Source organism: Microbacterium tenebrionis (genome assembly GCF_020682665.1).
GTDB lineage: Bacteria > Actinomycetota > Actinomycetes > Actinomycetales > Microbacteriaceae > Microbacterium > Microbacterium tenebrionis.
Genome location: NZ_JAGTTM010000002.1, coordinates 728,757 through 755,002 on the forward strand (window position 1 = coordinate 728,757; position 26,246 = coordinate 755,002).

Here is a 26,246-nt window from a genome sequence, read left to right on the forward strand (position 1 = left end):
TCCAGTCTACTAGCGCGGACGGGACGGCGAAGGCCGCCGGGATCGCTCCCGACGGCCCTCGCGTGACTACCCGATGGTTCAGAACCAGCCGCGGATCAGATCGATCAGCCAGTCGACGATCGCCTTGACGATGCCGCCGCCGTTCCCGCCGCCCTTGTTGACGGTGACCTGGTCGGTCGCCTGGTCGCCGTCCGCCTGGGCGACGATGACCGTGTAGCGACCGGCATCCGTCTTCTTCGGAACCGTGAGCGATGCGGAGAACGAGCCGTCCTCATCGGCCACGACAGTGCCGAGCTCGACGAGCTTGCCCTTCTTCGACTCGAGGGTGACGGTCACCGTCTCGCCCGGCGTGAAGTCAGCACCGGTGACGGTGAGCTTCTTGCCTGCGCTGACGGTGTTGCCCTGGACCTCGATGGTCCCTGCGAACTCCTCCTCGCCGGCATCCGCGAACGTGATCGGAACCTGCACGGTTGTCTCGCCTGCGACGACGGTGAGCTGCTGCTCGCCGGTCGCCCCCTCGGGGACGGTGAACGCGAGGCTCGCACGGCCGACCTCGTCGGTGGTGTCGACGATCGCGGCATCCACAGCACCGCTGGCGAGCACCTGGTCGCCGAGCGACACGGTCGCCTCGCCCGGAGCGGCTTCCCCGGCGCTGAACGCGAGCGAGGAGAGGTCGATCGTGACCTCGTCGCCTGCGCTGTAGCCGTCGGCATCCGGTGCGCTCAGCGTCACGCCGACCGCGCGCTGCGCGAGGTCGGGCGTCGCGGTGCCGTTGGCGTCGAACCAGTCGACCATGGACTGCAGGTCGATCTTGCCAGTGTCGGCCTTGATCGTGCCCTCGGCGAAGGTGAAGAAGTTGTCTCCACCGGCCGCGAGGAACGAGTTGGCCGCGACGACGTACGACGCCTCGGGGTCGATCGGCTCGCCGTTCAGCGTGATACGCGTGATCCGCTCCCCTGCTGCCGCCGTCGGGTCGTAGGTGTACTGCAGACCCTCCGAGACGCCGAGCTTGAGGAATGGCCGGCTCGAGCCGGCCGGCTGCCACTGCTCCTCGAGCACGCTCTTGATCTGCGCACCCGTGAGGTTCAGCGTGACCAGCGTGTTGGCGAACGGCTGCACCGTCGCCGCCTCACGGAAGGTCACGTTGCCGTCGGGGTCGTTCGCGTTCGCCGACGCGTACGTCAGGTTCGCGCGGATGCCGCCCGGGTTCATGATGGCGAGGTCCGCGCCGGTCGCCCACTGGTGGACGTCAGCGACGAAGTTGCCGATCGTGGACTCGCCACCGCGGTTCTCGGACCCGTTGGTCTGACGTGCGCGGTTGAAGTCGCCGGTGATCTCGCCGACCTTCTCGGCACCCAGCACGTCGGCCTCGGCCTTGGCCGTGTCGACGATCGACTGCACCGCGGCGACGGGCTCGTAGAGCGGCGTGCCGCCCTTGGTCAGAGGCTTGATCTCGTTGGTGATCGAGAGCAGCTCCTTCGACTCCGGGTCGACCTGCAGGTTCATCAGACCGAAGTTCTCGCCGTACTGCCCCGCCGAGACGACCGGGCGGCCGTCGATGACGTGGTTGTACGCGAGGTGGGTGTGCGCCGAGACGATCGCGCTCACGCTGTCGTCGACGCCGTCGACGATCTGACCGAGAGCCGACTCGGGCGTAATGCTGGCGACATCGGTGGACGTCGCCCCCTCATGCACGAGCAGGATCAGAACGTCGGCCTCTCCGTTGGCGGTGTCGCCGTCGGTCAGGTCATCGGCGACGTCGTTGACGGAGTCGACGATGCTGCGCACCTCGAGATCGGCGATGCCCTCGGGCGAGACGAGCGAGTCGAGCTCCTCGGTCACGGCGCCGATGAAGCCGACGCGTACGCCGTCCATCTCCTTGACCCACGCGGGCGCAAGAGCTGTCTCACCGGTCTCGGTGAGGAACACGTTCGAGGAGATGTACTCCCAGTCCGCGCGGTCCTGCACGCGGTCGCGAAGGTCCTCCCAGCCCTGGTCGAACTCGTGGTTGCCCGCAGCGCTCACCTCGAGACCGGCCGCGTTGAGCGCGTCGATCGTCGGGTTGTCGTCGTTGATGAACGACGTGAACGTGGATGCTCCGATGAGGTCGCCCGCAGCCGCGAACACCGTGTTCGGGTTCGCGTCGCGCACCGACTTCACGGCGCCTGCGAGCACAGCGGCACCGGCGGCTGCGCCGTCGGCCTCGATCCGGCCGTGGAAGTCGTTGATCGTGACGATGTCGATGTCCACCGGCGGGATCTCGCTGGAGATGCCGACGATCACCGGGTCGTGGTCGCTGGAGCGGTACGGGGTGCCCGCCTCGGTGGCGCCGAACGCGTAGCCGCGGTCGCTCCACTCGGACGAGTTGATCGTCCAGACGCCTGTGCCGGTGATCGACGCGGAGAGCGACGGCGAGGCGATGGCGTGGTCGAGCGAGCCGAGCTCGCCGTCGAACGTGTAGGTGTACTGGCCTGCCGCGTTCGCGGGAACGAGGTCGCTCCAGCCCGCCTCGGAGAACACGTTGATCGGGTCCTCCTTCGCGTAGGCATTGAAGTCGCCCAGGAGCAGCACGTCCTCGCTGCCCGAGGCGTCCGCGATCTCGCCGGTGAACTCCAGCAGCGACTGCGCCTGTGCGGTGCGGTCCGCGTTGAAGTGGCCCTGGCCGTCAGCGGGCTCCGCGCCGTCGCCCGACTTCGACTTGAAGTGGTTGGCGACGACCGAGACCGTGCGTCCGTCCATGTCGAAGGCCTGCGCGATCGGCTCGCGGGCGTTGCCCCACACCGACTCGTCGATCCCTGCCATCGGGTCGCCCACCGGGGTGACCTCGGCCTTCTTGTAGATGATCGCGTTCGTGATGACGTCGGTGGTGGTGTTCAGCAGCGCGTCCGGGGTCTCGACGTAGTCCCACACGTCCGTGCCCGCGTCGGCGTTCAAGCCGTTGACGAGGTTCTGAAGCGCGACATCGGGGGTGCCGTCGCCGAAGTGGACCGAGTTCTCGATCTCCATCAGCGCCACGACGTCGGCATCCAGACCATTGATCGCGGTGATGATCTTCGAGCGCTGGACGTCGAAGAACGCCTGGTTCTTCGCACCCCGCGCGTCGGAGTCATCCTCTGAGAAGGTCGTGAAGTAGTTGAAGACGTTGAACGCCGCGACCTGCACGTCGCCGCCGACCTCGGGGGCCGTGGCAGGGCGGGCGTTGGCGGTGGTGAAGCCCGCCTTGTCGGCGCCCGCCGTGTCGCTGTTGATCGGCGTGACCGGCTGCAGTCGCCAGTCGTCGAAGCCGTACTGCAGCACATAGCCGGCATCCGCGAAGTCGACGACGTCGCCGTTGCGGACGACCGTGCCCTTCGTGAAGTAGGGCTGGTCGCCGGGGTGCGCGCTGCTCGAGATCTGGACGTTGTATCCGTCGTCGAGCAGGATGCGGTCGGCGCGGTTGGATGCCGCGATCGCGTTCGCGTCTGCACCGGGTCGGGTCGTCTCGGTGCTCTTGACGTTGAGCTCGCCCGGGTTCAGCCAGAGGGTGCCGAAGTTGTAGAGCTGGTGGCTGGATGCCACGAGGTAGTCGCCGGTGGGGGCGACGAGCACGTTCTCGTACGCCTCGCGGTCTGCTCCGACGACGTCGCCGGGGAGCGGGGTCACCGCGGGAACGCCGACGCCAGCGGTGACGACGGTGACGTCGCCGGCCGCGGCGGGCGCGATCTGCGTCTGACCGAAGTACTCCGAGACGGAGCCGGTGACCGAGACGAGGTCGCCGATGGCGCCGGGGACCGTCTTGCCGTTCAGGAAGACGAACAGGCCGTCGGAGGCGCCGGGGGTGGCGTCGCTGTCGCCGCCGGAGCCCTGGGTCTGGATGACGATGCCGTTGTAGCCGCCGGTGCGATAGTCCGCCGTGACGATGCCTTCGACGGTGACGGTCTGGCCGTTCAGGGGCGACACATCAACGGTGCCCTGCACCTCGGCGATGGTCGCCGTGGTCGGCTCTTCGGGCTCTTCGGGCTCCTCCGGCTCGGTGTCACCGGTGCCCTCGGGCGTGATCGTGGCCGAGAGCGAGAAGTCGGCGGAGTTGTCGTCGGTGTCGACGCCATCGGTGCGGTTCAGCGACTTGACGTCCTGGTTGTTCGCCGGCGCTGTCGCGCGTGCGCCCTCGAACGTGTTGGACGCGCCGTAGCCGAGCAGGTCGACGACACCGTCTGCGCCGACGACCGAGCCGGTGCCGAGTGTGACCGCGGAGGTGCCCTCGACGAGTGCGAGTGTGCCCGTCGTACCGCTCGGGTTCAGGTTGCCCGCGGCATCCGCCTCGGGCAGGTCGGCGCCGTTCGCGCCGTTGGATCCGCCCTGGACCAGGTAGTGGCCGCCCGCGGGAATGGTGCCGGAGAGGGCGACGACGCCGTTCGAGTTGCCGGTTCCCGTCGCCGAGCGGTACTGGAGCGACATGCCGTCGAGGGTGATGTCGGAGCCGGTCGGGTTGTACAGCTCGACGAACTTGTTCTTGAAGGCGGCGCCGGCGCTGCCGCCGGAGAGATACGCCTCGTTGATGACGACGCCCGTGCCATCGGCGGCCGCGAAGGCCGGGGCGGCGACGAGCGATCCGAAGCCCATCGTGCAGGCTGTGGTCAGCGCGACGGCGACGATGCGCCCGCGTCTGCGTGCGATGGACGACCCAGCGCGCTGCGCTGCACCATCGGGGTTGGACATCATGGGTTTGTTCTCCTCGTCGACGGATGAGACCCCGAGCGCCGTCATGGGGCGCACGAGAGAGCGCAGGCGCTGCACAGGGCAGGTGCGACGCGGCTCGTTCGTGAGCTTATGAGCGGGCTGGGACTTTCCCGAGAGAGTTCACAGATCGCTAACCGGAAGTTCGTTCGCGCCGATACGGCCTACGACTTTCGATAGATGCCGATGCGGTTGGGGCTGGACGAAAGGAGGGCGCGAAGGTGGATCCGGGTCAGGATGCCGCGGCTGAGCGCTCCTCGAACTCCTCGACCTCGAGCTGCCAGCGGTCCTTGGCGAGCCGATACCAGATGTAGAACGCGAAGCCGGCGAAGACCGCCCACTCGATCGCGTAGAAGACGTTCAGCCAGTTGACGCTGGAGAGCTCGTGCGGCGCGGGCGAGACGATGTCGACGAGGCCGTCCGGAGCATCCACCGAGGCCAGATACGGCCGGTACACCGAGAGCTGCTCCGTGTCGTGCCACTGCCCGAGCAGCATCGCCGGCGACATCCGGCTCATCCCGAACGGATCGTCCCTGGTCGGGAGCGAGGAGCCCTCGTCCGAGATGATGCGGCCGGTGATGTCGGCATCCGATCCTGCGGCATCCCGTTCGAGGGCGGCCGCCGCGGCATCCGCGCTCTCCCGATCCGGTGCCCATCCCAGGGCGACGGCGATCGAGGTGCGGTCGGCGACGCGCAATTGTCCGGTCACCCAGAATCCCTCCGCGCCGTCGTTGAAGCGCGAAGAGACGACGAGGAAGTCGCCGGGCACCCATGTGCCGGACGTCTCGACGCGCTGGCCGACGAGCGGCTCCGGCAGGTACTCCCCCGGTTCGAGGACCTCGGCGAGCGGCCGCACCTGCTCCGTGATCCCGGCGGGCGGCGGGTCGGTGTCGATCGCGCGCTCGAGCTGCCACTGACCGAGGAAGGCGAACACCCCGGCCACCACGAGGCAGGCGCACAGCACGGCGATCCAGCGGCCGCGCAGCATCACCTCTCGAAGGGTCGGCGGGAACTCCTGCGCAGCGGGAGCGGTCGATGAGGTCACGGGCGACGAGCGCCGATCACGACTCGTAGGGGGCGAGCACGACCTCGACGCGCTGGAACTCCTTCAGGTCGGAGTACCCGGTGGTGGCCATCGACTTGCGCAGCGCACCGATGAGGTTCGCGGTGCCGTCGGCGACCGGCGCGGGCCCGTAGAGGACCTCTTCGAGCGTCGCGATACCGGGCGTCTCGACCCGGCGGCCGCGCGGCAGCTGCGGGTGGTGCGCCTCCGGGCCCCAGTGGAAGCCGCGACCGGGTGCATCCGTGGCGCGCGCGAGCGCGACGCCGAGCATGACGGCATCCGCGCCCATGGCGAGCGCCTTGACGATGTCGCCGGAGGTGCCGACGCCGCCGTCCGCGATCACGTGCACGTAGCGTCCACCGGACTCGTCGAGGTAGTCGCGGCGGGCCGCGGCGACGTCCGACACGGCGGTGGCCATGGGGGCGTGGATGCCGAGGGTCGCGCGGGTGGTGGATGCCGCTCCCCCGCCGAATCCGACGAGAACGCCTGCGGCGCCCGTGCGCATGAGGTGAAGGGCCGCGGTGTAGGTCGCGGCCCCGCCGACGATCACGGGGACGTCGAGGTCGTAGATGAACTTCTTGAGGTTCAAGGGCTCGTCGACGCTCGAGACGTGCTCGGCCGACACGGTCGTGCCGCGGATCACGAACAGGTCGACGCCGGCGGCTGCGACGGTGTCGTAGAGCTCCTGCGTCCGCTGCGGGGTCAGGGAGCCGGCGACCGTCACTCCGCCCTCGCGGATCTCGGCGAGACGCTGGGTGATGAGCTCGGGCTTGATCGGCTCGGAGTACAGCTGCTGCATCCGCACGGTCGCCTTGTCTGCGGGGAGCGCGGCGATCTCGGCGAGCAGGGGCTCCGGGTCGTCGTAGCGGGTCCACAGGCCCTCGAGGTCGAGGACGCCGAGTCCGCCGAGCTTGCCGAGCATGATCGCCGTCTGCGGGCTCACGACCGAATCCATCGGCGCGCCGATGACCGGGGTGTCGAAGGAGAACGCGTCGATAGTCCACGCGGTCGAGACGTCCTCGGGGTTGCGCGTTCGCCTGGACGGCACCACGGCGATGTCGTCGAACGTGTATGCGCGGCGCGCGCGCTTGCCTCGGCCGAGTTCGATGTCCATGCTCACGCGTCCAGCCTACCCGCCCGGCCGAACACGGCCTGGTTCGCGCGCGACGGCGCATTCGTGCCGGCGATCTTGCGCACGAACTGCAGGGCGGCGTCCTGGCACTCCTGATCGGTCGCGGCCGGCTCGAGATTGTTCAGCGGAACGATGTTGCGGCACATGCCGCCACGCTACGCCGGGGGCACAGCGGGTGTAACCCCGGGCAGAGGTTTCGACTCGCTGCGCTCGCTCAACCTGAGTCGGGCCGCGTCAAGGTCGCTGCGCGACCGTGACCCGATCCCGACTCACTTCTTGTAGTTGGGCGCCTCGACGACGATCTGCACGTCGTGCGGGTGCGACTCCTTGAGTCCGGCCGCCGTGATCCGCACGAACTTGCCGCGGGTCTTGAGCTCTTCGATCGTGCGGGCGCCGACGTAGAACATCGACTGACGCAGGCCGCCGACGAGCTGGTACGCGACGGCCGACACCGGGCCGCGGTACGGGACCTGACCCTCGATGCCCTCGGGGATGAGCTTGTCGTCGCTGGGGACGTCGGCCTGGAAGTAGCGGTCCTTCGAGTACGAGGTCTGCTTGCCGCGGGTCTGCATGGCCCCCAGCGAACCCATGCCGCGGTACTGCTTGAACTGCTTGCCCGACTGGAAGACGATCTCACCCGGCGACTCGTCGGTGCCTGCGAGCAGGGAGCCGAGCATGACGGCATCCGCACCGGCGACGAGCGCCTTGGCGATGTCACCCGAGTACTGCAGGCCGCCGTCGGCGATGACCGGGATACCGGCCGGCCGGGCCGCCAGCGAGGCCTCGTAGACCGCGGTGACCTGGGGGACGCCGACGCCGGCGACGACGCGCGTGGTGCAGATGGATCCGGGACCGACGCCGACCTTGACGGCATCCACGCCCGCGTCGACGAGCGCCTGCGCGCCCTCGCGGGTCGCGACGTTTCCGCCGATCACGTCGATGTGCGCGAACGACTCGTCGGCCTTCAGCCGCTTCACGAGGTCGATGACGCCCTGCGACTGGCCGTTGGCGGTGTCGACGACCAGCACGTCCACACCGGCGTCGCGCAGTGCCTCCGCGCGCTCCCAGGCGTCGCCGAAGAAGCCGATCGCAGCTCCCACGCGCAGACGTCCGTGCTCATCCTTCGTGGCGAGCGGGTACTTCTCGCTCTTGTCGAAGTCCTTGATGGTGATCAGGCCCGCGAGCTTGCCGTGCTCATCGATCAGCGGCAGCTTCTCGACGCGGTGCTTCGCGAACAGCGCGATGACCTCGCCCGCGGCGACTCCGACGGGAGCCGTCACCAGATCCGAGGACGTCATGACGTCTTTGACAAAGGTGCTGGGCCGCTCGAACTCCGACACGAACCGCATGTCACGGTTGGTGATGATGCCCACCAGTCGTCCCTCGCCGTCAACGACGGGAAGGCCGGAGATGCGGTACTTGGCGCACAGCGCGTCGACCTCTTCGACGGTCGCGTCGGGCGTCGTCGTGATCGGGTCGGTGATCATGCCCGACTCGCTGCGCTTGACCCGATCGACGTGCGCGGCCTGGTCGGCGATGGAGAGATTGCGGTGCAGGATGCCGATGCCGCCCTCACGCGCCATGGCGATGGCCATGCGCGATTCGGTGACGGTGTCCATGGCGCTGGACAGCAGCGGGGTGGCGACAGAGATCCGGCGCGTGATGCGCGAGGAGGTGTCGGCCTCGCTGGGGATCACATCGGTATGCCCGGGGAGAAGAAGGACGTCGTCGTAGGTGAGGCCGACGAAACCGAAGGGATCGTGCTGGTCCATGAAAGATCCTCCTGCGGGGGCTGCGGCGACGGTGTACCAATTCTAAGCGCCCTGCGGCGCGCGCATATTCCCGGGCCCGCGCCACGCCGTGAGCAGATTGTGCCTTGGCTGAAACAGAATCGACACATTACGCTCATAGCGTCGTACACCGAGGTCGACGAACCCGATCAGCCTCGGTCTGCGTATCCGGACAGGAGGCCCTGTGAGTCCAAAGACCTTGCGCGCGAGGCGATCCCACCCCGTGGTGATTGCCCTTCTCGGCGTGTTCATCGCCGCGCTGGCGGTCCTAGGCGCGCCGCTGTCCGCGAGCGCATCCGCGCCAGACACTCCCGGCGCCGATCAGGAGCAGACCGACTTCTACTTCGCCGGTGTCATCAAGTACGACGATGAACCGGTTCCCGATGTGACGATCTCGGTGGAGGGCAACGGCTTCGAGGCCGAGACCGTCACCAACGAGACCGGCGCCTGGCGCCTGTACGTGCCCGAGAAGGACACCTACACGATCACCGTCGACGAGGAGACCCTTCCCGACGGCGTCATCGTCGACGCCGCACAGCTCCCCGAGGGCACGCAGCCCTCGCAGGGCACGACGGCCTCCTTCGAAGTCGAGTTCGGGCTGACCGGATCGAAGATCCTCAACCTGTTCCTCGGCGAGGGCGAACGCGTCACCACCTCGTTCTTCGATCAGCTGGTCGAACGCCTCATCAACGGCCTCAACTTCGGTCTTCTCCTCGCCCTCGCCGCGATCGGCGTCTCGCTGATCTTCGGCACGACGGGGCTGACGAACTTCGCACACGCCGAGATGGTGACCTTCGGCGCCGTCATGGCGGTGGTGTTCGGTTCGTTCTACGCGGTGCCCATGTGGGTGACGATACCGATCGTCCTCCTGCTCGGCGCGGCCCTCGGCTGGGGGCTGGATGCCGGGCTCTGGCGACCGCTCAGGCACCGAGGCATCGGCATGGTCCCGCTGATGATCGTGAGCATCGGCCTCTCCCTGCTCATCCGCTACGTCATCCAGTTCTTCATGGGCGGATCCACCCGGCAGCTCCCGGGAGCCGACGCACCCAAGATCCAGCTGCTCGGCCCGATCAAGCTGTCGGTCGTCGACATGATGTCGATGGGGATCAGCATCGTCGTCATCGTCGCCGTCGCTTTCTGGCTGCTGCGCACCCGGGTGGGCAAGGCGACGCGCGCCATCTCCGACAACCCGGGACTCGCCGCCGCATCCGGCATCAACGTCGACCGCGTGATCCGCACCGTCTGGATCCTGTCGGCGTCGCTCGCCGGCCTCGCCGGCGTGCTGTGGGGTTACTTCCGCCCCGGCGTGAAGTGGGACATGGGGGTGCACATCCTGCTCCTCATGTTCGCCGCCGTCACACTCGGCGGACTCGGCACCGCCTTCGGCGCCCTCATCGGAGCACTCATCGTCGGCATCCTCGTCGAGGTCTCGACGCTCTGGCTGCCGTCCGATCTGAAGTACGTCGGGGCGCTCGCCGTACTCATCCTCATCCTGCTGGTGCGACCCCAGGGCATCCTGGGTCGCCGCGAGAGAATCGGTTAGGGGCACGAGCATGGACTGGGGCGGAATCCTCAACAACACCGCGGGCTGGCTGTTCAGCCCGACGACGATCGCCTACGCACTGGCTGCCACCGGCCTCGCCGTGCACTTCGGCTATGCGGGCCTGCTGAACTTCGGCATGGCGGGCTTCATGGCCATCGGCGCGTACAGCTACGCGATCTCGATCCTCTCGTTCGGACTGCCCTGGTGGCTGGGCATCATCATCGGCATGATCGGCGCCGCCGTCTTCGCGGTCATCCTCGGGATCCCGACGCTGCGTCTGCGCGCGGACTATCTCGCCATCGTGACGATCGCGGCCGCCGAGATCGTGCGCCTGCTGTTCACGACGACGGCGTTCGACGAGTTCACGAACTCCGCCGACGGACTCGGCGGATATCACGCCGGCTTCCGCGCGGCGAACCCGTTCCCGCAGGGCACGTACGGCTTCGGTCCGTGGACGTACTCGGCGGACGATCTGTGGGTGCGCGTGTTCGGTCTGATCCTGCTGGCGATCGCGATCCTCATGGTGTGGTCCCTCATGCGCAGTCCCTGGGGGCGCGTGCTCAAGGGCATCCGCGAGGACGAGGACGCCGTGCGCTCGCTGGGCAAGAACGTCTTCAGCTACAAGATGCAGGCGCTCATCATCGGCGGCGTCTTCGGCTCGCTCGGTGGCCTCGTGTTCGCACTGCCGAGCGCGGTCGTCCCGGCGACGTACACGACGAGCCTGACGTTCTTCATCTGGACGATCCTGCTGCTCGGTGGTGCGGCGACCGTGTTCGGCCCCGTCCTCGGTGCCGTCATCTTCTGGGTGATCATGGCGTTTCTGGACGGTGTGCTCCCCGCACTCGCGGCGCAGGGCATCCTGCCGATTTCGTCGATCCAGGCGGGCACGCTCCGCTTCGTGCTGGTGGGCCTGGCGCTCATGCTGCTGGTGATCTTCCGCCCGCAGGGACTCCTCGGAAACAAGAGGGAGCTGACCTTTGTCAAATAACATCTCGGTCCCTGAGCCTGTCGAAGGGTCGCAGACCGGCAGCATCCGCCGCCCCAAGACGACCGGACTCGCCAAGGGTCCGGCCGCCCCCGGCGTCGCCAAGGTCGACCCGGTCCTCGTGGCCGATCACGTGACGCGCCGCTTCGGCGGACTCACCGCGGTCGACGTCGACCACCTCGAGATCCCCCGCGGCGCGATCACGGCGCTCATCGGCCCCAATGGCGCGGGCAAGACGACCCTGTTCAACCTGCTGTGCGGGTTCGACAAGCCCAACGACGGCTCATGGTCGTTCGACGGCAAGAACCTCAGCGGCGTGCCGTCGTTCAAGGTCGCGCGAATGGGTCAGGTGCGCACGTTCCAGCTCACCAAATCGCTCTCGCTGCTCACCGTGCTCGAGAACATGAAGCTCGGCGCCACCGATCAGCGCGGTGAGAGCTTCTGGCAGAGCATGTTCCCGTGGCTCTGGCGCGCCCAGGAGGAGAAGATCGAGGAGAAGGCTCGCGCCCTGCTCGAGCGCTTCAAACTCGACGCCAAGCAGGAGGACTATGCGGCATCGCTCTCGGGCGGTCAGCGCAAGCTCCTCGAGATGGCCAGGGCGCTGATGAACGACCCCACCCTCGTCATGCTCGACGAGCCCATGGCCGGCGTGAACCCCGCGCTCACGCAGTCGCTGCTCGATCACATCCTCGACCTGAAGGAGCTCGGCATGACCGTGCTGTTCGTCGAGCACGACATGCACATGGTGCGTCACATCGCCGACTGGGTCGTCGTGATGGCCGAGGGACGCGTGGTCGCCGAGGGGCCGCCCGATGAGGTCATGCAGGATCAGGCCGTCATCGACGCGTACCTCGGCGCCCACCAGGATGTCGATCTCGGTGTCGTCACCGGACGCGTCGAGGGGGAGCTGGATGCCGAGGCGCAGACTTTGCTCGACGACATCCATCAGGAGGAGGCGGCGTCGATCGCCGAGGCCGAGGAGGAGAAGCCATGAGCGCCACCGCAGCAGTTCCCACTGGCGAGGCGGCCAAGACCGACCGCGTCGTCGTCGACGTCTCGAACCTGACGGCGGGTTATCTCCCGGGCATCAACATCATCAACGGCGCGAACCTCGTCGCCCGCAAGGGCGAGCTGATCGGCATCATCGGACCGAACGGAGCGGGCAAGTCGACGCTGCTGAAGGCGATCTTCGGCATGGTGAACGTGCGCGGCGGCGACATCACCGTCAACGGCGAGAGCATCGTCGGGCTGAAGTCCGACAAGCTCGTCGCCCGCGGGGTGGGGTTCGTGCCGCAGACGAACAACGTGTTCCCCTCGCTCACCATCGAGGAGAACCTGCAGATGGGGCTCTACCAGAACCCCCGCGTCTTCTCGGAGCGCCTGGATTTCGTCACCGGCATCTTCGCCGAGCTCGGCAAGCGACTCAAGCAGCGTGCGGGTTCGCTCTCGGGCGGTGAGCGGCAGATGGTTGCGATGGGTCGCGCCCTGATGATGGATCCGGCTGTGCTGCTGCTGGACGAGCCGTCGGCCGGCCTCTCCCCCGTCCGTCAGGACGACGCGTTCATCCGCGTCTCCGACATCAACAAGGCGGGCGTGACGACCATCATGGTCGAGCAGAACGCGCGCCGCTGCCTGCAGATCTGCGATCGCGGCTATGTGCTCGATCAGGGCCACGACGCTCACACCGGCACCGGACGCGAGCTGCTGGCCGACCCGAAGGTCATCGGCCTGTACCTGGGAACGCTGGGTCAGGAGGACTGACCTCTAGCACCCCCGCAAGCTGCGCACAGCGCTCAGCGCACACTGAGCACAGCGCACACGAGAAGGCCCCGGGCTCGCGCCCGGGGCCTTCTCGTTCACCCGATCAGTTGACGCGGGTGTGGGTGTTGTCGGCACCGTACTGGAAGATGCCGATCGACGCCTCCGTCGGGTCGCCGGCGTCGTCGAATCCGATGCCTCCGGAGTATCCGTCGTAGTCGGCGGTGCCCCCGCCGAGGATGATGTCGGCGCAGTCGGCGAACGAGTCGCACTTCTCGCCGTCGCCGGAGCCGCCCGAGACCTCCTGCAGCTTCGAGGCGATGTCGGCCGGGTCGGTCGAGTTCGCCGCGAGGGATGCGAGAGCGAGCAGCACGGTCGCGTCGTACGACTCGGCCGCGTAGTTGAAGTCGACGAGCTCGTTGCCGTCGCCCTGCTCCAGCCACTGCGCCTTCAGGCGCTCCTGGAAGTCATCCGCGAGGACGGGGCCGGGCTGCGTGCCCTTCGAGCCCTCGATGGAGACCGGCATGTCGTCACCCCACTGCGAGATGTTCCCGTCGACGAAGTAGAACTTCGAGCTGTCGAACCCGCTGTTCACGAACGAGGGGACGATGGTCGAGGTCTCCTCGAAGCCGATCACCGCGATCGCGTCGGGGTTGGCGGCGAGGATGGTCGACACCTGGGCGCTGAAGTTGGTGTCACCGGCGTTGTACGACTCGCTGGCGACGACCTCGCCGCCGCTGGCGGTGAAGGTCTCGTTGACGACCTTCTCCAGGCCCGTGCCGTACGCGTCGTTCAGGTAGATGATGCCCAGTGCCTGGTTGCCGTCCTCTGCGATCAGGTTGCCGAGCACTTCGCCCTGGAGCAGGTCGCTGGGCGCTGTGCGCCAGTACAGGTTGTCGTCGTCCCACGTCGTGAAGTCCGGCGAGGTGTTCGCCGGGGAGAACGTGATGACCCCTGCGCTGACTGCCTGGTCGAGGAACAGCTTCGTGACACCGGACGAGGCGGCTCCGATCAGCGCTGAGACGTCGGAACCGAGCAGCTTGGGAACCGTGGTCTCGTACGCCTTGTTGTCGGGGTCACCCGAGTCACCGTACTGGACCTCGACCGTGATGCCCTTGGCCGCCTCGTTGATCTCGGCGGTCGCGAGTCCGACACCGGCTTCCTCGGGCGGACCGAGGTAGCTCAGCGCACCCGTCTGCGGCAGAACGGTGCCGATGCTGAGAGTGAGGTCCTCACGGTCGGCCGAAGGCGCGGAGGACTCGGATGGGGTCGTTCCCCCAGAGCACCCGGCCAGGATGAGTGCGCTCGCACCGACTGCGGCGACAGTGCCGTAGACCCTGCGTGCACGCGAGCTTGAGAAGATGCTCATGCTGCTCCTTGCTTGTTTCTGTCGGCCCGATCAGACTCGGGCGCCTGATCGGTTTCCACAAACGTAGCCGTGAGACAGTCACGGAATTGTTGCGATGCGTTAACGGTGTGAAACAGTCCAGTCTCAGATCGGTAACGGCGGACGCCTGCGTCGTGTGAGCAATAGATCGACCACGAATACGCCGACCGCGACCCACACGATGATGAAGCCGATCCAGCGCTCCGGCGGCATCGGCTCGTGCAGGATGAGCACGCCGGTGAGGAACTGCATGATCGGGGTGATGAACTGGATCATCCCGATGATCGCCAGGTCGATCCGCCGCGCGCCGGAGGCGAACAGCAGCAGCGGCACGGCGGTGACGACGCCGGCGAACAGCAGCAGCGCCGTGTGCCAGGCCCCGACCGAGCCGAAGGTGATCCCGGTCGTATGGGCCACGATGACGAGCTGCACAACAGCGATCGGGATGAGCCAGAGTGATTCCAGGGTCAGACCGCTCACGGCATCCACCGCCGGGCCGATCTTCTTCTTGATGAGCCCGTAGACGCCGAATGACGCCGTCAGCGACAAGGCGATCCACGGGAACGATCCGTAGGCGAGGATGATCACGACGACGGCGAGCGCGGCGATACCGATCGCGACCCACTGCAGTCGGCGGATGCGTTCGTGCAGCACGAAGACGCCGAGCAGCACGGTGGTGATCGGGTTGATGAAGTAGCCCAGCGCCGTCTCGACGACCCGGTCGCTGAGGGTGCCGATCAGGAACACCTGCCAGTTGACGTAGATGAGCACGCCGGCCAGGGCCGTCCAGCCCAGCAGACGGGGCTGCCGCACGATTGCGAGGATGCGGCACCACCCGCGCGTGAATGTCAGAAGCAGCACGCAGAACACGAACGAGAACAGCACGCGTGCGGCCACGATCTCCCACGGGCCCGTCGGCACCAGCAGCAGGAAGTACAGCGGCAGAACGCCCCACAGGACGTACGCGCCGCCGGCGTAGGCGACGCCCGCCGCGCGTGTTCTGGCAGCGGCATCCGGGTTCACAGATTCACCCTAGCCGCCGCAGGAACGACGAAGGTCCGGATGCCGTAGCATCCGGACCTTCGAGGAACTGCGCGGTCGCTGAGCTTGGAGCGTCAGCGGACGACGACGGCGAGGACGTCGCGGGCCGACAGGACGAGGAACTCGTCTGCGCCGAACTTCACCTCGGTACCGCCGTACTTGCTGTAGAGCACGCGGTCGCCGACGGCGACGTCGAGCGGAACGCGGTTGCCGTTGTCATCGATGCGGCCGGGGCCGACCGCCACGACCTCGCCCTCCTGGGGCTTCTCCTTGGCGGTGTCGGGGATGACCAGGCCACTCGCGGTGGTCTGCTCGGCCTCGACCTGCTTGATGACGATGCGGTCCTCGAGCGGCTTGATGGAAACCGACACGGTCTACCTCTTCTTTCTTGACGCTGACACGAAAGACTCGTTCGCACTCTCAACCCGAGAGTGCTAATCACAGTGTAGGCGCTCGGTTGGCACTCATGCAATGCGAGTGCCAACCCCGTACGCTGGGCGGGTGGAGATGTCCGAGCTGACCGCGCTGCTCACCCCCGAGGGGCTGCGCCTCCTCGACGAGGTCGGGGCCATCGGCACGACCGCCGAGGTCGCGCAGACCGTGTCGCGACTGCGGCAGGCGGGCCACTCCCCCGATCTCGTGTCCGCCGTCGTCAGCCAGGCGCATCTGCGCACGAAAGGTGCATCGAAGTTCGGCGGTTTCGCCGAGCGGATGCTGTTCACGAGGGCCGGCCTCGAGCAGGCGACGCGTCTGGGGGTCGCCGCCCGCCACGCCGGCCGCATGCGCCGCGCGGGGATCGAGCAGGTCGCCGACCTGGGCTGCGGCATCGGCGGAGACTCCCTCGCATTCGCGGGCGCAGGGCTGCGCGTGCAGGCTGTGGATACCGACGAGGTCACCGCAGCCATCGCTGCCTACAACCTCGCGCCGTTCGGCTCCGACGCCGAGGTCCAGCACGGCACGGCCGAGGACTTCGTGAGCGCGAACTTCGGAGAAACGCACGAACCTCGCACGAATTCCGCAAATTCCTCCGAAGGAGCCGCACTTCTGCGAAGGGAGCGCACGGCGGTGTGGCTCGATCCTGCCCGCAGGACGAGCGGGCACAGCGAGACCAGGCGGGTCGCGGCATCCGACTACTCCCCCTCGCTCGACTGGGCCTTCGATCTGGCGCAGCGCATGCCCGTCGGCATCAAGCTCGGCCCCGCCCATGACCGGGATGCGCTGCCGGCGGATGCCGAGGCGCAGTGGGTGTCGGCGGACGGGAGCGTGGTCGAGCTGGTGGTGTGGTCCGGCATCCTCGCCCGCGAGGGCGTGCGGCGCTCGGCGCTGGTGATCCGCGGCGACGAGTCGCACGAGATGACCGCGGGGGCGGATGCCGAGGACGCCGAGGTGCGTGAGCTCGGCGCGTTCCTGCACGAGCCCGACGGCGCCGTCATCCGCGCGCGTCTGATCGGCGACGTCGCTCGGAGCCTGGATGCCGGGATGCTCGACCCGAAGATCGCCTATCTCACCGGGGATGCCGCCGTCACGAGCCCCTTCGTGCAGTCGTTCCGCGTGCGCGAGGTGACCGCGGCGAACCCTAAGGCGATCAGCCAGGTGCTGAAGGCGCACGATATCGGGACGCTCGAGATCAAGAAACGCGGGATGGACATCGACCCCGCCGCGTTCCGGAAGAAGCTCGCGCTGCGCGGCGACCGGACGGCGACGCTGATCCTGACCCGCGTCGGATCGCGGCGCCTGGCCATAATCGCCGACCGGCTCTGACCGTCAGGATCCAGTCTGTCGTCGATCGACGGCTCCTCGGTGAAGAAGTCGTCGAACATCGGATCGTCGGGCGAGGGCTCGATGACCTCACCGGTCTCGGGGTCGACCCTCACCGTCACCGGATGCCGCACGATCGTGAGCTGCGGACCACGGGTCGCGCTCTGGGTGACGATGTACTCCGTGGGGATGCCGCCGACGGTCGCGCTGAGCGTCAGGTCGCTCGCGACGTCTTCGGTGCAGGCCTCGACGACGTCGCCGTCCAGGACAGCGATGACGCACAGTCCTTGTCCAGCCCACTCGTAGAACACGGACGTGTCGCCATCGCTTCCGATGACGCTGAGATTCTGCGGCGCGTACCCCTCGGCCTCGATCTGCCGCAGCTGCGCCAGCTCGTCCTCGGTGTACTGCGACTCCCAGTCGTAGTTCTCCGGCCCCCACACCTGGATGTACGGCACCAGGTCCCCCGTCTGAGCACGGAGGATCGCGGCGGAGAGGGACTCGCCTGCCCGCTCCTGTCCTTCAGGGATCGTGATAGACGCATTAGGCCAGCCGTATTCGTCGATCTCGTCGAGCGACATGCACCCGCTCGATGTCTGCCCCGGCGCGGTGATGATGACACAGCGTTTCTGTCCCTGCGAGGCCTCGGCCCGCCAGACGACGACGCCGTCCTGCTCGGCGACGGCGACCACCGTGCCGGGGTCGTAATGCTTCTCGAGTTCGGCCAGCTCGTCGCCGTGCGCCGCGGTGAGCATGAAGGACTGCGCATCCCACCCCCAGATCGCCCAGCCGATGCCGAGCCCGATTCCCAGGGTCGCGACGACGGATGCCGCGATCAGACGCCAGCGGCCGCGTGACGGCGGTTCGGTCTCAGGGCAGGCTTCGGCGTCAGAGGGGGCCTCGGCATCAGAAGCGGCTTCAGCGTCAGAGGAGGCTTCGGCGCGCTCCGCTTGCTCAGCCCGTTTCGTCTCGCTTCGCTCGCCCAACGATCCGGTGAACTCCCCCGCGGAGTCCTCGTCGTGCGGGTCGTTGAGCGGAGGCGGCGCAGCCGCCGCAGACGACCCTTCGACAGGCTCAGGAACCACGGGCTGAGCGACCGCAGGGAGCCGAAGCCGCTCTTCCTCCCCAGCAGCACCCCGCCCCCGCCCTTCCAGCTCCTGCAACCGCGCGAGCTCGGCATCCGACAGCTCTCCGCCCGGCCCGTAGGCCTTCGCGCGCAGCATCCGCAGCTCTGCGGAGGAGTCGGTCATCGCGCTATCCGATCTGCTCGAACTGCATGGCCGCCCAGATGAGCCAGCCGAGACTGAAGATGGTCGCGGCAAGCCCGAGCACGAGCGCCCACGTCGCGATCGCCCTGCTCTCGACGGGCCGGCGCAGCGACATGATCGCCGCGATCACGGCGATCACCGCGAGCGGGATGCCCCAGCCGACGAACCACGACGCGACGAGGGCCACGATCGCCGCGACGAGCGCCCAGGGCGCGAGGCGGCTGTTGTCCTCGACGACCGGCTCGTCCGCCGGCGCCCACTGCACCGCGGGCATGCCGGCAGTGTCGGCCGGTCCGCTCGCGACGACGGGTTCGATGCCGACGGGACCGGTCGGCATGCGCGTGTACTCGCTGCGCCGCGCCCCGGGAACGCTCGTGCGGCCGGCGGGCTGCTCGACGTCGGGGCTCGGCGCCTCGACACGAGGATCGGCAGCGGCAGGCGCGAGATCGGCAGCGGAGGGCGCGGGGTCGGCAGCGGAAGACGCGAGGCCGGCAGCGGAGGGCGGCGGCGGATCGGGCTGCGTCGGATCGCTCATGCGGCGCTCCCCCTGGTGACATCCTCGGTGCGCTCGGCGACCTGGATCTCGGTGACCGGCAGCGTCGAGTCAGCACCGAAAGCGAGGGTCGACGGCCGGCGTCCGGACGCGATGAGGTCGGCGGCGAGGGCTGCGATCATGGCGCCGTTGTCGGTGCAGAGCGAGAGCGGCGGGATGCGCACGGTGACCCCCGCGGCGGCGGCCCGCTCGAGAGCGACCTCGCGCAGGCGCCTGTTGGCGATGACGCCTCCGCCCAGCAGCAGCCGCGGAACCCCCCGATCGGCGCAGGCCGCCAGCGCCTTCGTGACGAGCACGTCGACGACGGCCTCCCGGAAGCTCGCGGCGACATCGGCGACCGGCACGGGCACCCCCTCGGCCTCGGCGCGCTCCACCCAGCGGGCGACCGCGGTCTTCAGGCCCGAGAACGAGAAGTCGTAGCGGTGCTTCGCCATGTCGGTGCCCTTGGACAGTCCGCGCGGGAAGCGGATCGCCTTCGGGTCGCCGCCGACGGCTGCACGATCGATCTCGGGGCCGCCGGGGTACGGAAGCGACAGGAGCCGGGCGACCTTGTCGAACGCCTCCCCCGCCGCGTCGTCGATCGTCTCGCCGAGCAGTTCGACGTCGGTCGTGAGGTCGCGCACGTGCAGCAGGGAGGTGTGCCCTCCCGAGACGAGCAGGGCGATGGTCGGGTACTCCAGCGGGTCGGACTCCGGCGTCACGATGTCGGCCGCGATGTGGCCGACGAGATGGTTGACAGCGTACAGCGGCTTGTTCAGCGACACCGCGAGCCCCTTGGCCGCGCCGACGCCCACCATGAGGGCCCCCGCAAGGCCGGGACCGCTGGTGACGGCGATCGCGTCGAGGTCGGCGAGCGAGACCTGCGCTTCGGCGAGGGCCGCCTCGATCGCCGGCTGCAGAGCCTCGAGGTGGGCTCGCGCGGCGACCTCGGGCACCACACCGCCGTAGCGGGCGTGCTCGTCCATGCTCGAGGCGATCGTGTTCGACAGCAGGGTGCGGCCCCGGACGATCCCGATGCCGGTCTCGTCGCAGCTCGTCTCGATCCCGAGCACGAGAGGTTCGTTAGCGGTCACAGCTTCACCTTCATCACGATCGCGTCGACGTCGTCAGGCTGGTAGTAGCGCGGGCGGCGGCCGATCTCCTCGAACCCCTCCGAGCGGTACAGCCCCTCCGCGGACGGGTTGTCGACCCGCACCTCGAGGAAGACCTCGCGGGCGCCGCGGGCGGATGCCTCGGCGAGAAGCGCGCGCAGCATCGCGCGGCCGCGGCCCTCTCCCCTGCGCGACTCGGCGAGCGCGATGGTCTGGATGTCGGCATCCGCGTTCCCGCGGATCGACCGGAGCCCCGCGTACCCGATGACGGCGCCGTCCTCCTCGTCGACGAGGTAGTGGCTGTACGGGGTCGCGAGCTCGGCCGCCATGGACTCGCTGCTCCACGCGTCGGACGGGAAGGAGGCGTTCTCGATCGCCATGATCGCGTCGAGGTCGGCCGGGGTCGCGGTGCGCATGGTCATCAGCTCACCCGCTTCGGAGCGCCGGGCACCGTGACGTCCGGCTGGCGGAGGTACAGGGGCTCGGGACCGGTGAGCTCGCGTCCGGCGGCAGCGGCGCGGAGTCCGACGCGGGCGAGGTCCGCGGCGTCGAGCTCGGCCACCTCGAACGATCGGATGCCGCCCAGCCGCGCCTCGGCGTCGGCCGCGGGAACGAGCACGGTGGGCTCGACGAGGTTTGGGATGCCGTCGGGATCCAGCCCGTCGAAGACGGAGATCGCGACCTCGCGGCGGCGCGCGTCGGTGACGATCGCGAACGGCGAATCGGGTGCGTCGTCCTCGAGGACCGACAGGGCGGCCCCGAGATGGCTGGGCACCGGAATCACCGGGATGCCGCGGCCGAGGGCGAACGCGCGGGCGGTGGCGATGCCGATCCGCAGCCCCGTGAAGGGCCCGGGGCCCATCCCGGCGACGACCGCCGTGATCTCCCCGGCATCCGCGAGGACCTGCTCGAGGAGCCCGCCGATGACCTCGGCATGGCCGAGCGGATCGGGGCTGGCGGCACGGGCGCGCAGCGAGCCGTCGGAATCGATGAGGGCGACGGCCGAACCCAGGGAGGTGTCGACGGCGAGGATCACCTCTCCAGGGTAGTCGCGGTTCGCGCCCCGACCGCCAGGATGGTTCCGTGCGACGACCGAAGCCCATTCCCGCGCCGCCCGCAGGGTCGCACATAGTCGCCACAGAGCACGTATGCCGACCACACGCGTCACCTCCTGGCCAGGTTCGGGCCCGCCGCGTCGCACCCCGCCCGGTGGCCCTACTGCTCGACGCGCTCGATCGTGACGATGCGGGCGGCGTCGGCATCCAGGTCCTCGTCGGCGATGTCCTCGGCGCCGCCGACGGGACGCTCGATCTCGATGTCCCACCAGGCGTCAGCGATCGCCGGCGCCATCTCGCGCCCCCACTCGATCACGACGACCGAGCGGGCGAAGTCGACGTCGAGGTCGTCGAGCTCGGCGGCCGATCCCAGACGGTACGCGTCGACGTGCACGAGCGGCGCCCGGCCGACGAGCGACGGATGCGTGCGTGCGATCACGAACGTCGGGCTCTGCACGGGGCCGCGCACGCCGAGGCCCTCGGCGAGCCCGCGGGTGAACGTCGTCTTCCCCGCTCCGAGCGGCCCGGTCAGCACGAGCAGGTCGCCCGCGGTCAGCTGCTCGCCGATCACGAACCCGAGGCGCTCCATCTCGTCGGACGTGGCGATCTCGCGCCGGCCGAGGACGGCGGGGTCGACGCTCATGCGCTCCTCCGCGGCACGCGGTTGCCGATCCGGGTGACGATCTCGTAGTTGATCGTGCTCGCCGCGTTCGCCCACTCGGTCGCCGAGGGAGCGCCGAGCGTCGGGTCGCCGAACAGCACGACCTCGTCGCCCACCGACACGGCGGAGTCGCCGACGTCGACGACGAACTGGTCCATGGCGATGCGGCCGGCGACCGTGTGCCGGCGGCCGCCGATGACGACAGGGCCGCGTCCGGATGCCTGCCGGGGGATGCCGTCGGCGTATCCGAGCGGCACGAGGGCGAGGGTCGTGTCGCGGTTCGTGCGGTGGTCGTAGCCGTACGAGACGCCCGTCCCCGCAGGAACGCGGCGCACGGCGGCGACGGCGGCGCGGAGCGTCATGGCCGGGCGCAGGCCCAGCTCGGCGGACGAGCGGTCGTCGAACGGCGAGAGCCCGTACAGCCCGATGCCGATGCGCACAGCATCCAGTCGGGTCTCGGGCAGGTCGATCGCGGCGGCTGTGGCGGCGATGTGGCGGATCTCGGGACGGATGCCGGCGGATGCCGCGGCCGCCGTACCCTCCTCGAACCGGGCGAGAGCTGCGCGATCGTCGGCGGGCGAGGTGTTGGAGAGGTGGCTGAACAGGCCCACGACACGGATGTGTCCGATGCGCTCGAGCCGCGCGGCCTCCGCGAAGACCCGACCCCAGTCGCTCGGTGCGATGCCGTTGCGCGAGAGGCCCGTCTCGAGCTTGAGGTGCACGGCGACGTCTCCGCCCGCGACGGCACCGGCCGCCTCGAGCTGGTCGAACGATGAGATCCCGAGTTCGATGCGGTTCGCGGCGGCGAGGTCGAAGCTCTGCCCGGGCTCGTGCAGCCAGGCGATCACGGGGGCGGTGATGCCGGCGCGACGCAGTTCGAGTCCCTCGGCGATCTCGGCGACGCCGAGTCTGGTCGCCCCGCCCGCGAGCGCCGCGACAGCGGATGCCGTGGCCCCGTGCCCGTAGGCGTTCGCCTTGACGACGGCGATGACCTGGGCACCGGTGAGCTTGCGGATGTGCCGGGTGTTGTCGGTGATCGCATCCATCTCGATCGTCGCCTCACGCAGCGGTGCGCTCATGCGGCGCCCTCGATCCGCTCAGCGATCACCATGGCCGTGGCGAGGCCGGCGTCGTGCGACATGGTCAGGTGCAGGGCCGTGATGCCGCGCTGCTCGATGACGTCGGCGGTCGTGCCCGTGAGGCGGAAGTACGGCTTCCCCGATTCCTCGGAGCCGATCTCGATCTCGGTCCAGTGCACGCCGTCGGAACCGCCGAGCGCCTTGATGAGCGCCTCCTTGGCGGCGTAGCGCGCGGCGAGCGACGGCAGGCGCAGCTCGCGCTCGGTCGGCGCGAACAGGCGCTCCATCAACCGCGGTGTGCGGGACATGGTGCGCTCGAACCGCGGGATGTCGACGAGGTCGATGCCGGTCCCGATGATCACCGTCCCAGCCTACCGGCGCTCTGTCCAGAGGTTTCCGAACCGCTTCTCGTACTCGGGCGACAGTTCGGCGAAGCGGGCGTCCCAGCCCTGCGGGATCGGCTCGCCCCGGGCCTCGGCGTCGAGCCGTTCGAGGTAGGTCTGCCATCCGGCTCCGTAGAAGATCGAGCGGATGCCGGTGTGCACGAGCCGCATGCGCGTGCCGCCGTCTGCCTCCTCGAGCGTCACGGTGAGCTCGGTGGGCTCCTCGCCGGTCGCGTGCCAGGTCGTCGTGAACGACCGCGGCGCATCGCACGATGCGATCGTTCCCGTCGCCCACGGCTCCTCGTCGCCCTCGGTCGCGACGGCCCACGTGCCGCCCTCGCGCAGGTCTCCGGTGCAGTCGGCCATCCAGCGCGCGAGGCGGTCGCGGGTGGTGATCGCCTCCCAGAGGTCGTCGACGCCTGTCGCGTAGACCTCGTCGTAGACGAGACGGAAGCCGTCGCCGTGCCGTTCGATGGTGGGGCTGTGGATCGTCATGATGCACTCCTGTTCTCTGGATGCTGGCGGCCCGGATGCTCCCGATCCGGATGCTCCGCCCGCTGCGCTGCTCCGGCGGCTCGCTTCGCCTCGCGCTGACCGCGGGCGACCTCGGTGTGCAGCGCGTCGAGGCGCTGCGACAGAGGCGCGCGCAGCGCCGCGAGAGCTCGTGCCGCGGCATCCGGCCCCGCAGGGTCGAGGGCGTAGATGCGGCGCGGGCCATCGGGCCGCACGGTCGCGAAGCCGTTCTCACGCAGCACCTTCAGGTGCTGCGACACGGCGGGCTGAGAGATGCCGAACTCGGTGCGGGCGATGTCCGTCAGGATGCCGGCGGACTGCTCCCCCAGCGCGAGCACGGCGAGCAGCCGCCGCCGCACGGCATCCGCCAGCACCTCGAACTCATGCACGGCTCGATCATATAACCCTTGTCTTATACGATCAATGCCCATCCACATGAGACCCCGTCTGGCCGACGAGACCCCGTCCTGCTGACGTCGGCAGGACGGGGTCTCGTAGGCGGGACGGGGTCTGTGGGAACGCGTGGCGGCGGCGGCACCGACGAGACGCGGAAGCTCGGCCTACTCGACAGTGACGGACTTCGCGAGGTTGCGGGGCTGGTCGACGTCCAGGCCCTTCGCGGTCGCGAGCGCCATCGCGAAGATCTGCAGCGGCACGACCGCGAGCACGGGCTCGAACATGGCGCCGGCGAGCGGGATGTGGATGACCTCGTCCGCGAACGGCAGGACGGCGGCATCCCCCTCTTCGGCGACCACGATCACACGGGCACCCCGAGCGCGGATCTCCTGGATGTTCGAGACGACCTTGGAGTGGATGAGCGCCGAGTGACGCGGCGACGGCACGATGACGAAGACCGGCTGGCCGGGCTCGATGAGCGCGATCGGGCCGTGCTTGAGCTCGCCGGCGGCGAAGCCCTCGGCGTGGATGTACGAGATCTCCTTGAGCTTCAGCGCACCCTCGAGGGCGATCGGGTAACCGACGTGGCGGCCGAGGAAGAGCACCGAGCGGGTGTCGGCCATCCAGTTCGCGAGCTGGGTGACGTGGTCGTTCTCCTTCTCGAGCACGCTGGCGATCTTCTCCGGCAGAGAGGCGAGCTCGGCGACAGCCGCCGTGTCGGTGAGCACCGAGCGCACGCGCCCCATGTGCAGGCCGAGCAGCAGGAGCGCGGTGATCTGCGCCGAGAACGCCTTGGTGGATGCCACGGCGACCTCGGGTCCTGCGTGGGTGTAGACGACGGCATCCGATTCTCGCGGGATCGTCGCGCCCTGCGTGTTGCAGATCGACAGCGTGCGGGCGCCGCGCTCGCGGGCGTACTTGACGGCCATGAGGGTGTCCATGGTCTCGCCGGACTGGCTGATCGAGATGACGAGCGTGTCGTCGCCGATCACCGGGTCGCGGTAGCGGAACTCGTGCGCGAGCTCGACGTCGGTCGCGACGCGGGCCCACTGCTCGATCGCGTACTTGCCGACGAGGGCCGCGTAGGATGCTGTGCCGCAGGCGGTGATGATCACGCGGTTGATGCCGACGAAGAGGTCGTCCAGCCCGTCGAGTTCGGGGATGACGACCTCGCCGTCCTGCACACGGCCGCGGATCGTGTTCGCGACGGCCTCGGGCTGCTCGGCGACCTCCTTGGCCATGAACGAGGCCCATCCGCCCTTCTCGGCGGCGGCGGCATCCCACGACACGTCGAACGGCTCGGCTTCGACCGGTGTGCCGGCGAAGTCGGTCACGGTGACAGCATCCGGCGTGATCGCGACGATCTGGTCCTGGCCGATCGCGAGCGCCTTGCGAGTGTGCTCGACGAAGGCGGCGACGTCGGATCCGAGGAAGTTCTCGCCCTCGCCGAGCCCGATCACCAGCGGCGAGTTGCGGCGGGCGCCGACGACGAGGCCGGGGGTGTCCTGGTGCATGGCGAGCAACGTGAACGCGCCCTCGAGGCGGTTCACGACCGAACGGAACGCGGCCTGCAGGTCGCCGCCGTTGCTGCGGTACTCGCGGCCGAGCAGGGCTGCCGCCACCTCGGTGTCGGTCTCGCTTAGGAACTCGACGCCCTCTGCGATCAGCTCATCGCGCAGCGGCGCGAAATTCTCGATGATGCCGTTGTGGATGACAGCGAGCTTGCCGTCATCGGCGAGATGCGGGTGCGCGTTGAGGTCGGTCGGCCCGCCGTGGGTCGCCCAGCGCGTGTGGCCGATGCCCGTGGTGCCCTGTCCGAGCGGAGCATCCTCGAGCGAGTCGCGCAGCACGGCGAGCTTGCCGGCCTTCTTGCGTATCCCGAGGTTGCCGTCGCCATCGATGACGGCGATTCCGGCGGAATCATAACCGCGGTACTCGAGGCGGGCGAGACCGGCGATAAGGATGTCCTGGCTCGGGCGCGGGCCCACGTATCCGACGATTCCACACATGAGGTCAAGGATAAGCGGTTGATTTTGCGAGGGTTCCGAACAATATCCGTCTGCTGTGGATGCTG

Annotated in this window: 22 protein-coding genes and 1 pseudogene; 5 read left to right on the top strand and 18 right to left on the bottom strand. The window is 68.8% G+C overall.

Going from position 1 to position 26,246, the window contains the following annotated elements; translation table 11 throughout:
• Positions 1–78: 78 nt before the first annotated feature.
• The 5 genes and pseudogenes from KEC56_RS08785 to guaB all read right to left on the bottom strand — a co-directional run bounded on the left by KEC56_RS08785 (position 79) and on the right by guaB (position 8,683).
• Positions 79–4,698, bottom strand: a complete 4,620-nt coding sequence (locus tag KEC56_RS08785; protein WP_227530640.1) for an ExeM/NucH family extracellular endonuclease — start codon at positions 4,696–4,698, stop codon at positions 79–81.
• 250 nt (positions 4,699–4,948) lie between these two features.
• Complete coding sequence (locus KEC56_RS08790) at positions 4,949–5,704, bottom strand: SURF1 family protein (protein WP_227530723.1); 756 nt, start codon at positions 5,702–5,704, stop codon at positions 4,949–4,951.
• A 73-nt stretch (positions 5,705–5,777) separates the two neighbouring features.
• A complete protein-coding gene (locus KEC56_RS08795) occupies positions 5,778–6,893 on the bottom strand; it encodes a GuaB3 family IMP dehydrogenase-related protein (RefSeq protein ID WP_175986122.1) in 1,116 nt (371 codons plus the stop codon).
• A 20-nt stretch (positions 6,894–6,913) separates the two neighbouring features.
• Positions 6,914–7,057: pseudogene (locus KEC56_RS08800) on the bottom strand (DUF2277 domain-containing protein); the annotation flags it as partial.
• 123 nt (positions 7,058–7,180) lie between these two features.
• Positions 7,181–8,683 (bottom strand): IMP dehydrogenase, encoded by a 1,503-nt coding sequence (gene guaB / locus KEC56_RS08805; protein ID WP_227530641.1) that lies wholly within the window; start codon positions 8,681–8,683, stop codon positions 7,181–7,183.
• 247 nt (positions 8,684–8,930) lie between these two features.
• On the opposite strand from guaB, the gene KEC56_RS08810 reads away from it, so the two are divergent.
• The 4 genes from KEC56_RS08810 to KEC56_RS08825 are packed head-to-tail and all read left to right on the top strand — an operon-like array spanning position 8,931 to position 12,990.
• The gene (locus KEC56_RS08810; RefSeq protein WP_372456263.1) at positions 8,931–10,244 is read left to right on the top strand and encodes an ABC transporter permease subunit; all 1,314 of its coding nucleotides are present in this window, start codon (positions 8,931–8,933) and stop codon (positions 10,242–10,244) included.
• Between the two features lie 10 nt (positions 10,245–10,254).
• Positions 10,255–11,232: a branched-chain amino acid ABC transporter permease gene (locus KEC56_RS08815; RefSeq protein ID WP_175985705.1), complete on the top strand. Its 978-nt coding sequence runs from the start codon at positions 10,255–10,257 to the stop codon at positions 11,230–11,232.
• A gap of 43 nt (positions 11,233–11,275) precedes the next feature.
• Positions 11,276–12,223 carry an ABC transporter ATP-binding protein gene (locus KEC56_RS08820; protein WP_175986121.1) on the top strand — a complete coding sequence of 316 codons (948 nt, stop codon included), beginning with the start codon at positions 11,276–11,278 and terminating at the stop codon, positions 12,221–12,223.
• The gene (locus tag KEC56_RS08825; protein ID WP_175985704.1) at positions 12,220–12,990 is read left to right on the top strand and encodes an ABC transporter ATP-binding protein; all 771 of its coding nucleotides are present in this window, start codon (positions 12,220–12,222) and stop codon (positions 12,988–12,990) included. Before KEC56_RS08820 ends, KEC56_RS08825 begins: the two co-directional genes overlap by 4 nt.
• 103 nt (positions 12,991–13,093) lie before the next feature.
• Here KEC56_RS08825 and KEC56_RS08830 read toward each other — a convergent pair whose 3' ends face one another.
• From KEC56_RS08830 to groES, 3 genes are all read right to left on the bottom strand, one after another.
• On the bottom strand, positions 13,094–14,356 hold the full coding sequence (locus KEC56_RS08830) for an ABC transporter substrate-binding protein (RefSeq protein ID WP_227530642.1): 1,263 nt from the start codon (positions 14,354–14,356) through the stop codon (positions 13,094–13,096).
• A 123-nt stretch (positions 14,357–14,479) separates the two neighbouring features.
• Positions 14,480–15,397 carry an EamA family transporter RarD gene (rarD, locus tag KEC56_RS08835; protein WP_227530643.1) on the bottom strand — a complete coding sequence of 306 codons (918 nt, stop codon included), beginning with the start codon at positions 15,395–15,397 and terminating at the stop codon, positions 14,480–14,482.
• A gap of 92 nt (positions 15,398–15,489) precedes the next feature.
• A complete protein-coding gene (gene groES / locus KEC56_RS08840) occupies positions 15,490–15,786 on the bottom strand; it encodes a co-chaperone GroES (protein WP_017203655.1) in 297 nt (98 codons plus the stop codon).
• A gap of 130 nt (positions 15,787–15,916) precedes the next feature.
• Between groES and KEC56_RS08845 the strand changes: the two genes are divergently transcribed.
• Positions 15,917–17,176: a THUMP-like domain-containing protein gene (locus KEC56_RS08845; protein ID WP_227530644.1), complete on the top strand. Its 1,260-nt coding sequence runs from the start codon at positions 15,917–15,919 to the stop codon at positions 17,174–17,176.
• 1,251 nt (positions 17,177–18,427) lie between these two features.
• Here KEC56_RS08845 and KEC56_RS08850 read toward each other — a convergent pair.
• From KEC56_RS08850 to glmS, 10 genes are all read right to left on the bottom strand, one after another.
• Positions 18,428–18,976 carry a hypothetical protein gene (locus KEC56_RS08850; RefSeq protein ID WP_227530645.1) on the bottom strand — a complete coding sequence of 183 codons (549 nt, stop codon included), beginning with the start codon at positions 18,974–18,976 and terminating at the stop codon, positions 18,428–18,430.
• The gene (gene tsaD / locus KEC56_RS08855) at positions 18,973–20,067 is read right to left on the bottom strand and encodes a tRNA (adenosine(37)-N6)-threonylcarbamoyltransferase complex transferase subunit TsaD (protein WP_227530646.1); all 1,095 of its coding nucleotides are present in this window, start codon (positions 20,065–20,067) and stop codon (positions 18,973–18,975) included. Before tsaD ends, KEC56_RS08850 begins: the two co-directional genes overlap by 4 nt.
• Positions 20,064–20,507 (bottom strand): ribosomal protein S18-alanine N-acetyltransferase, encoded by a 444-nt coding sequence (rimI, locus tag KEC56_RS08860; RefSeq protein ID WP_227530647.1) that lies wholly within the window; start codon positions 20,505–20,507, stop codon positions 20,064–20,066. Before rimI ends, tsaD begins: the two co-directional genes overlap by 4 nt.
• Positions 20,507–21,121 carry a tRNA (adenosine(37)-N6)-threonylcarbamoyltransferase complex dimerization subunit type 1 TsaB gene (gene tsaB / locus KEC56_RS08865; protein ID WP_227530648.1) on the bottom strand — a complete coding sequence of 205 codons (615 nt, stop codon included), beginning with the start codon at positions 21,119–21,121 and terminating at the stop codon, positions 20,507–20,509. The genes rimI and tsaB overlap by 1 nt, the downstream gene beginning before the upstream one ends.
• Positions 21,122–21,300: 179 nt before the next feature.
• On the bottom strand, positions 21,301–21,783 hold the full coding sequence (gene tsaE, locus KEC56_RS08870) for a tRNA (adenosine(37)-N6)-threonylcarbamoyltransferase complex ATPase subunit type 1 TsaE (protein WP_227530649.1): 483 nt from the start codon (positions 21,781–21,783) through the stop codon (positions 21,301–21,303).
• Positions 21,780–22,880 (bottom strand): alanine racemase, encoded by a 1,101-nt coding sequence (gene alr, locus KEC56_RS08875; RefSeq protein WP_227530650.1) that lies wholly within the window; start codon positions 22,878–22,880, stop codon positions 21,780–21,782. Before alr ends, tsaE begins: the two co-directional genes overlap by 4 nt.
• Complete coding sequence (locus tag KEC56_RS08880) at positions 22,877–23,242, bottom strand: holo-ACP synthase (protein WP_227530651.1); 366 nt, start codon at positions 23,240–23,242, stop codon at positions 22,877–22,879. The genes alr and KEC56_RS08880 overlap by 4 nt, the downstream gene beginning before the upstream one ends.
• A gap of 9 nt (positions 23,243–23,251) precedes the next feature.
• Entirely contained in the window at positions 23,252–23,758 is a 507-nt protein-coding gene (locus KEC56_RS08885) for an SRPBCC family protein (RefSeq protein WP_227530652.1), read from the bottom strand.
• Positions 23,755–24,165, bottom strand: coding sequence for an ArsR/SmtB family transcription factor (locus KEC56_RS08890; protein ID WP_227530653.1), 411 nt, complete (start codon positions 24,163–24,165; stop codon positions 23,755–23,757). The genes KEC56_RS08885 and KEC56_RS08890 overlap by 4 nt, the downstream gene beginning before the upstream one ends.
• A 171-nt stretch (positions 24,166–24,336) precedes the next feature.
• Positions 24,337–26,181, bottom strand: coding sequence for a glutamine--fructose-6-phosphate transaminase (isomerizing) (gene glmS, locus KEC56_RS08895; protein WP_227530654.1), 1,845 nt, complete (start codon positions 26,179–26,181; stop codon positions 24,337–24,339).
• Positions 26,182–26,246: the final 65 nt, after the last annotated feature.

Bases quoted from the DNA above. Each gene is read 5' to 3' on its own strand.
- KEC56_RS08785 (WP_227530640.1), bottom strand. From the start codon at position 4,698: ATGTCCAACCCCGATGGTGCAGCGCAGCGCGCTGGGTCGTCCATCGCA.
- KEC56_RS08790 (WP_227530723.1), bottom strand. From the start codon at position 5,704: ATGCTGCGCGGCCGCTGGATCGCCGTGCTGTGCGCCTGCCTCGTGGTG.
- KEC56_RS08795 (WP_175986122.1), bottom strand. From the start codon at position 6,893: ATGGACATCGAACTCGGCCGAGGCAAGCGCGCGCGCCGCGCATACACG.
- guaB (WP_227530641.1), bottom strand. From the start codon at position 8,683: ATGGACCAGCACGATCCCTTCGGTTTCGTCGGCCTCACCTACGACGAC.
- KEC56_RS08815 (WP_175985705.1), top strand. From the start codon at position 10,255: ATGGACTGGGGCGGAATCCTCAACAACACCGCGGGCTGGCTGTTCAGC.
- KEC56_RS08825 (WP_175985704.1), top strand. From the start codon at position 12,220: ATGAGCGCCACCGCAGCAGTTCCCACTGGCGAGGCGGCCAAGACCGAC.
- KEC56_RS08830 (WP_227530642.1), bottom strand. From the start codon at position 14,356: ATGAGCATCTTCTCAAGCTCGCGTGCACGCAGGGTCTACGGCACTGTC.
- KEC56_RS08850 (WP_227530645.1), bottom strand. From the start codon at position 18,976: ATGAGCGATCCGACGCAGCCCGATCCGCCGCCGCCCTCCGCTGCCGGC.
- rimI (WP_227530647.1), bottom strand. From the start codon at position 20,507: ATGACCATGCGCACCGCGACCCCGGCCGACCTCGACGCGATCATGGCG.
- tsaE (WP_227530649.1), bottom strand. From the start codon at position 21,783: ATGAGCGTCGACCCCGCCGTCCTCGGCCGGCGCGAGATCGCCACGTCC.
- alr (WP_227530650.1), bottom strand. From the start codon at position 22,880: ATGAGCGCACCGCTGCGTGAGGCGACGATCGAGATGGATGCGATCACC.
- KEC56_RS08885 (WP_227530652.1), bottom strand. From the start codon at position 23,758: ATGACGATCCACAGCCCCACCATCGAACGGCACGGCGACGGCTTCCGT.
- glmS (WP_227530654.1), bottom strand. From the start codon at position 26,181: ATGTGTGGAATCGTCGGATACGTGGGCCCGCGCCCGAGCCAGGACATC.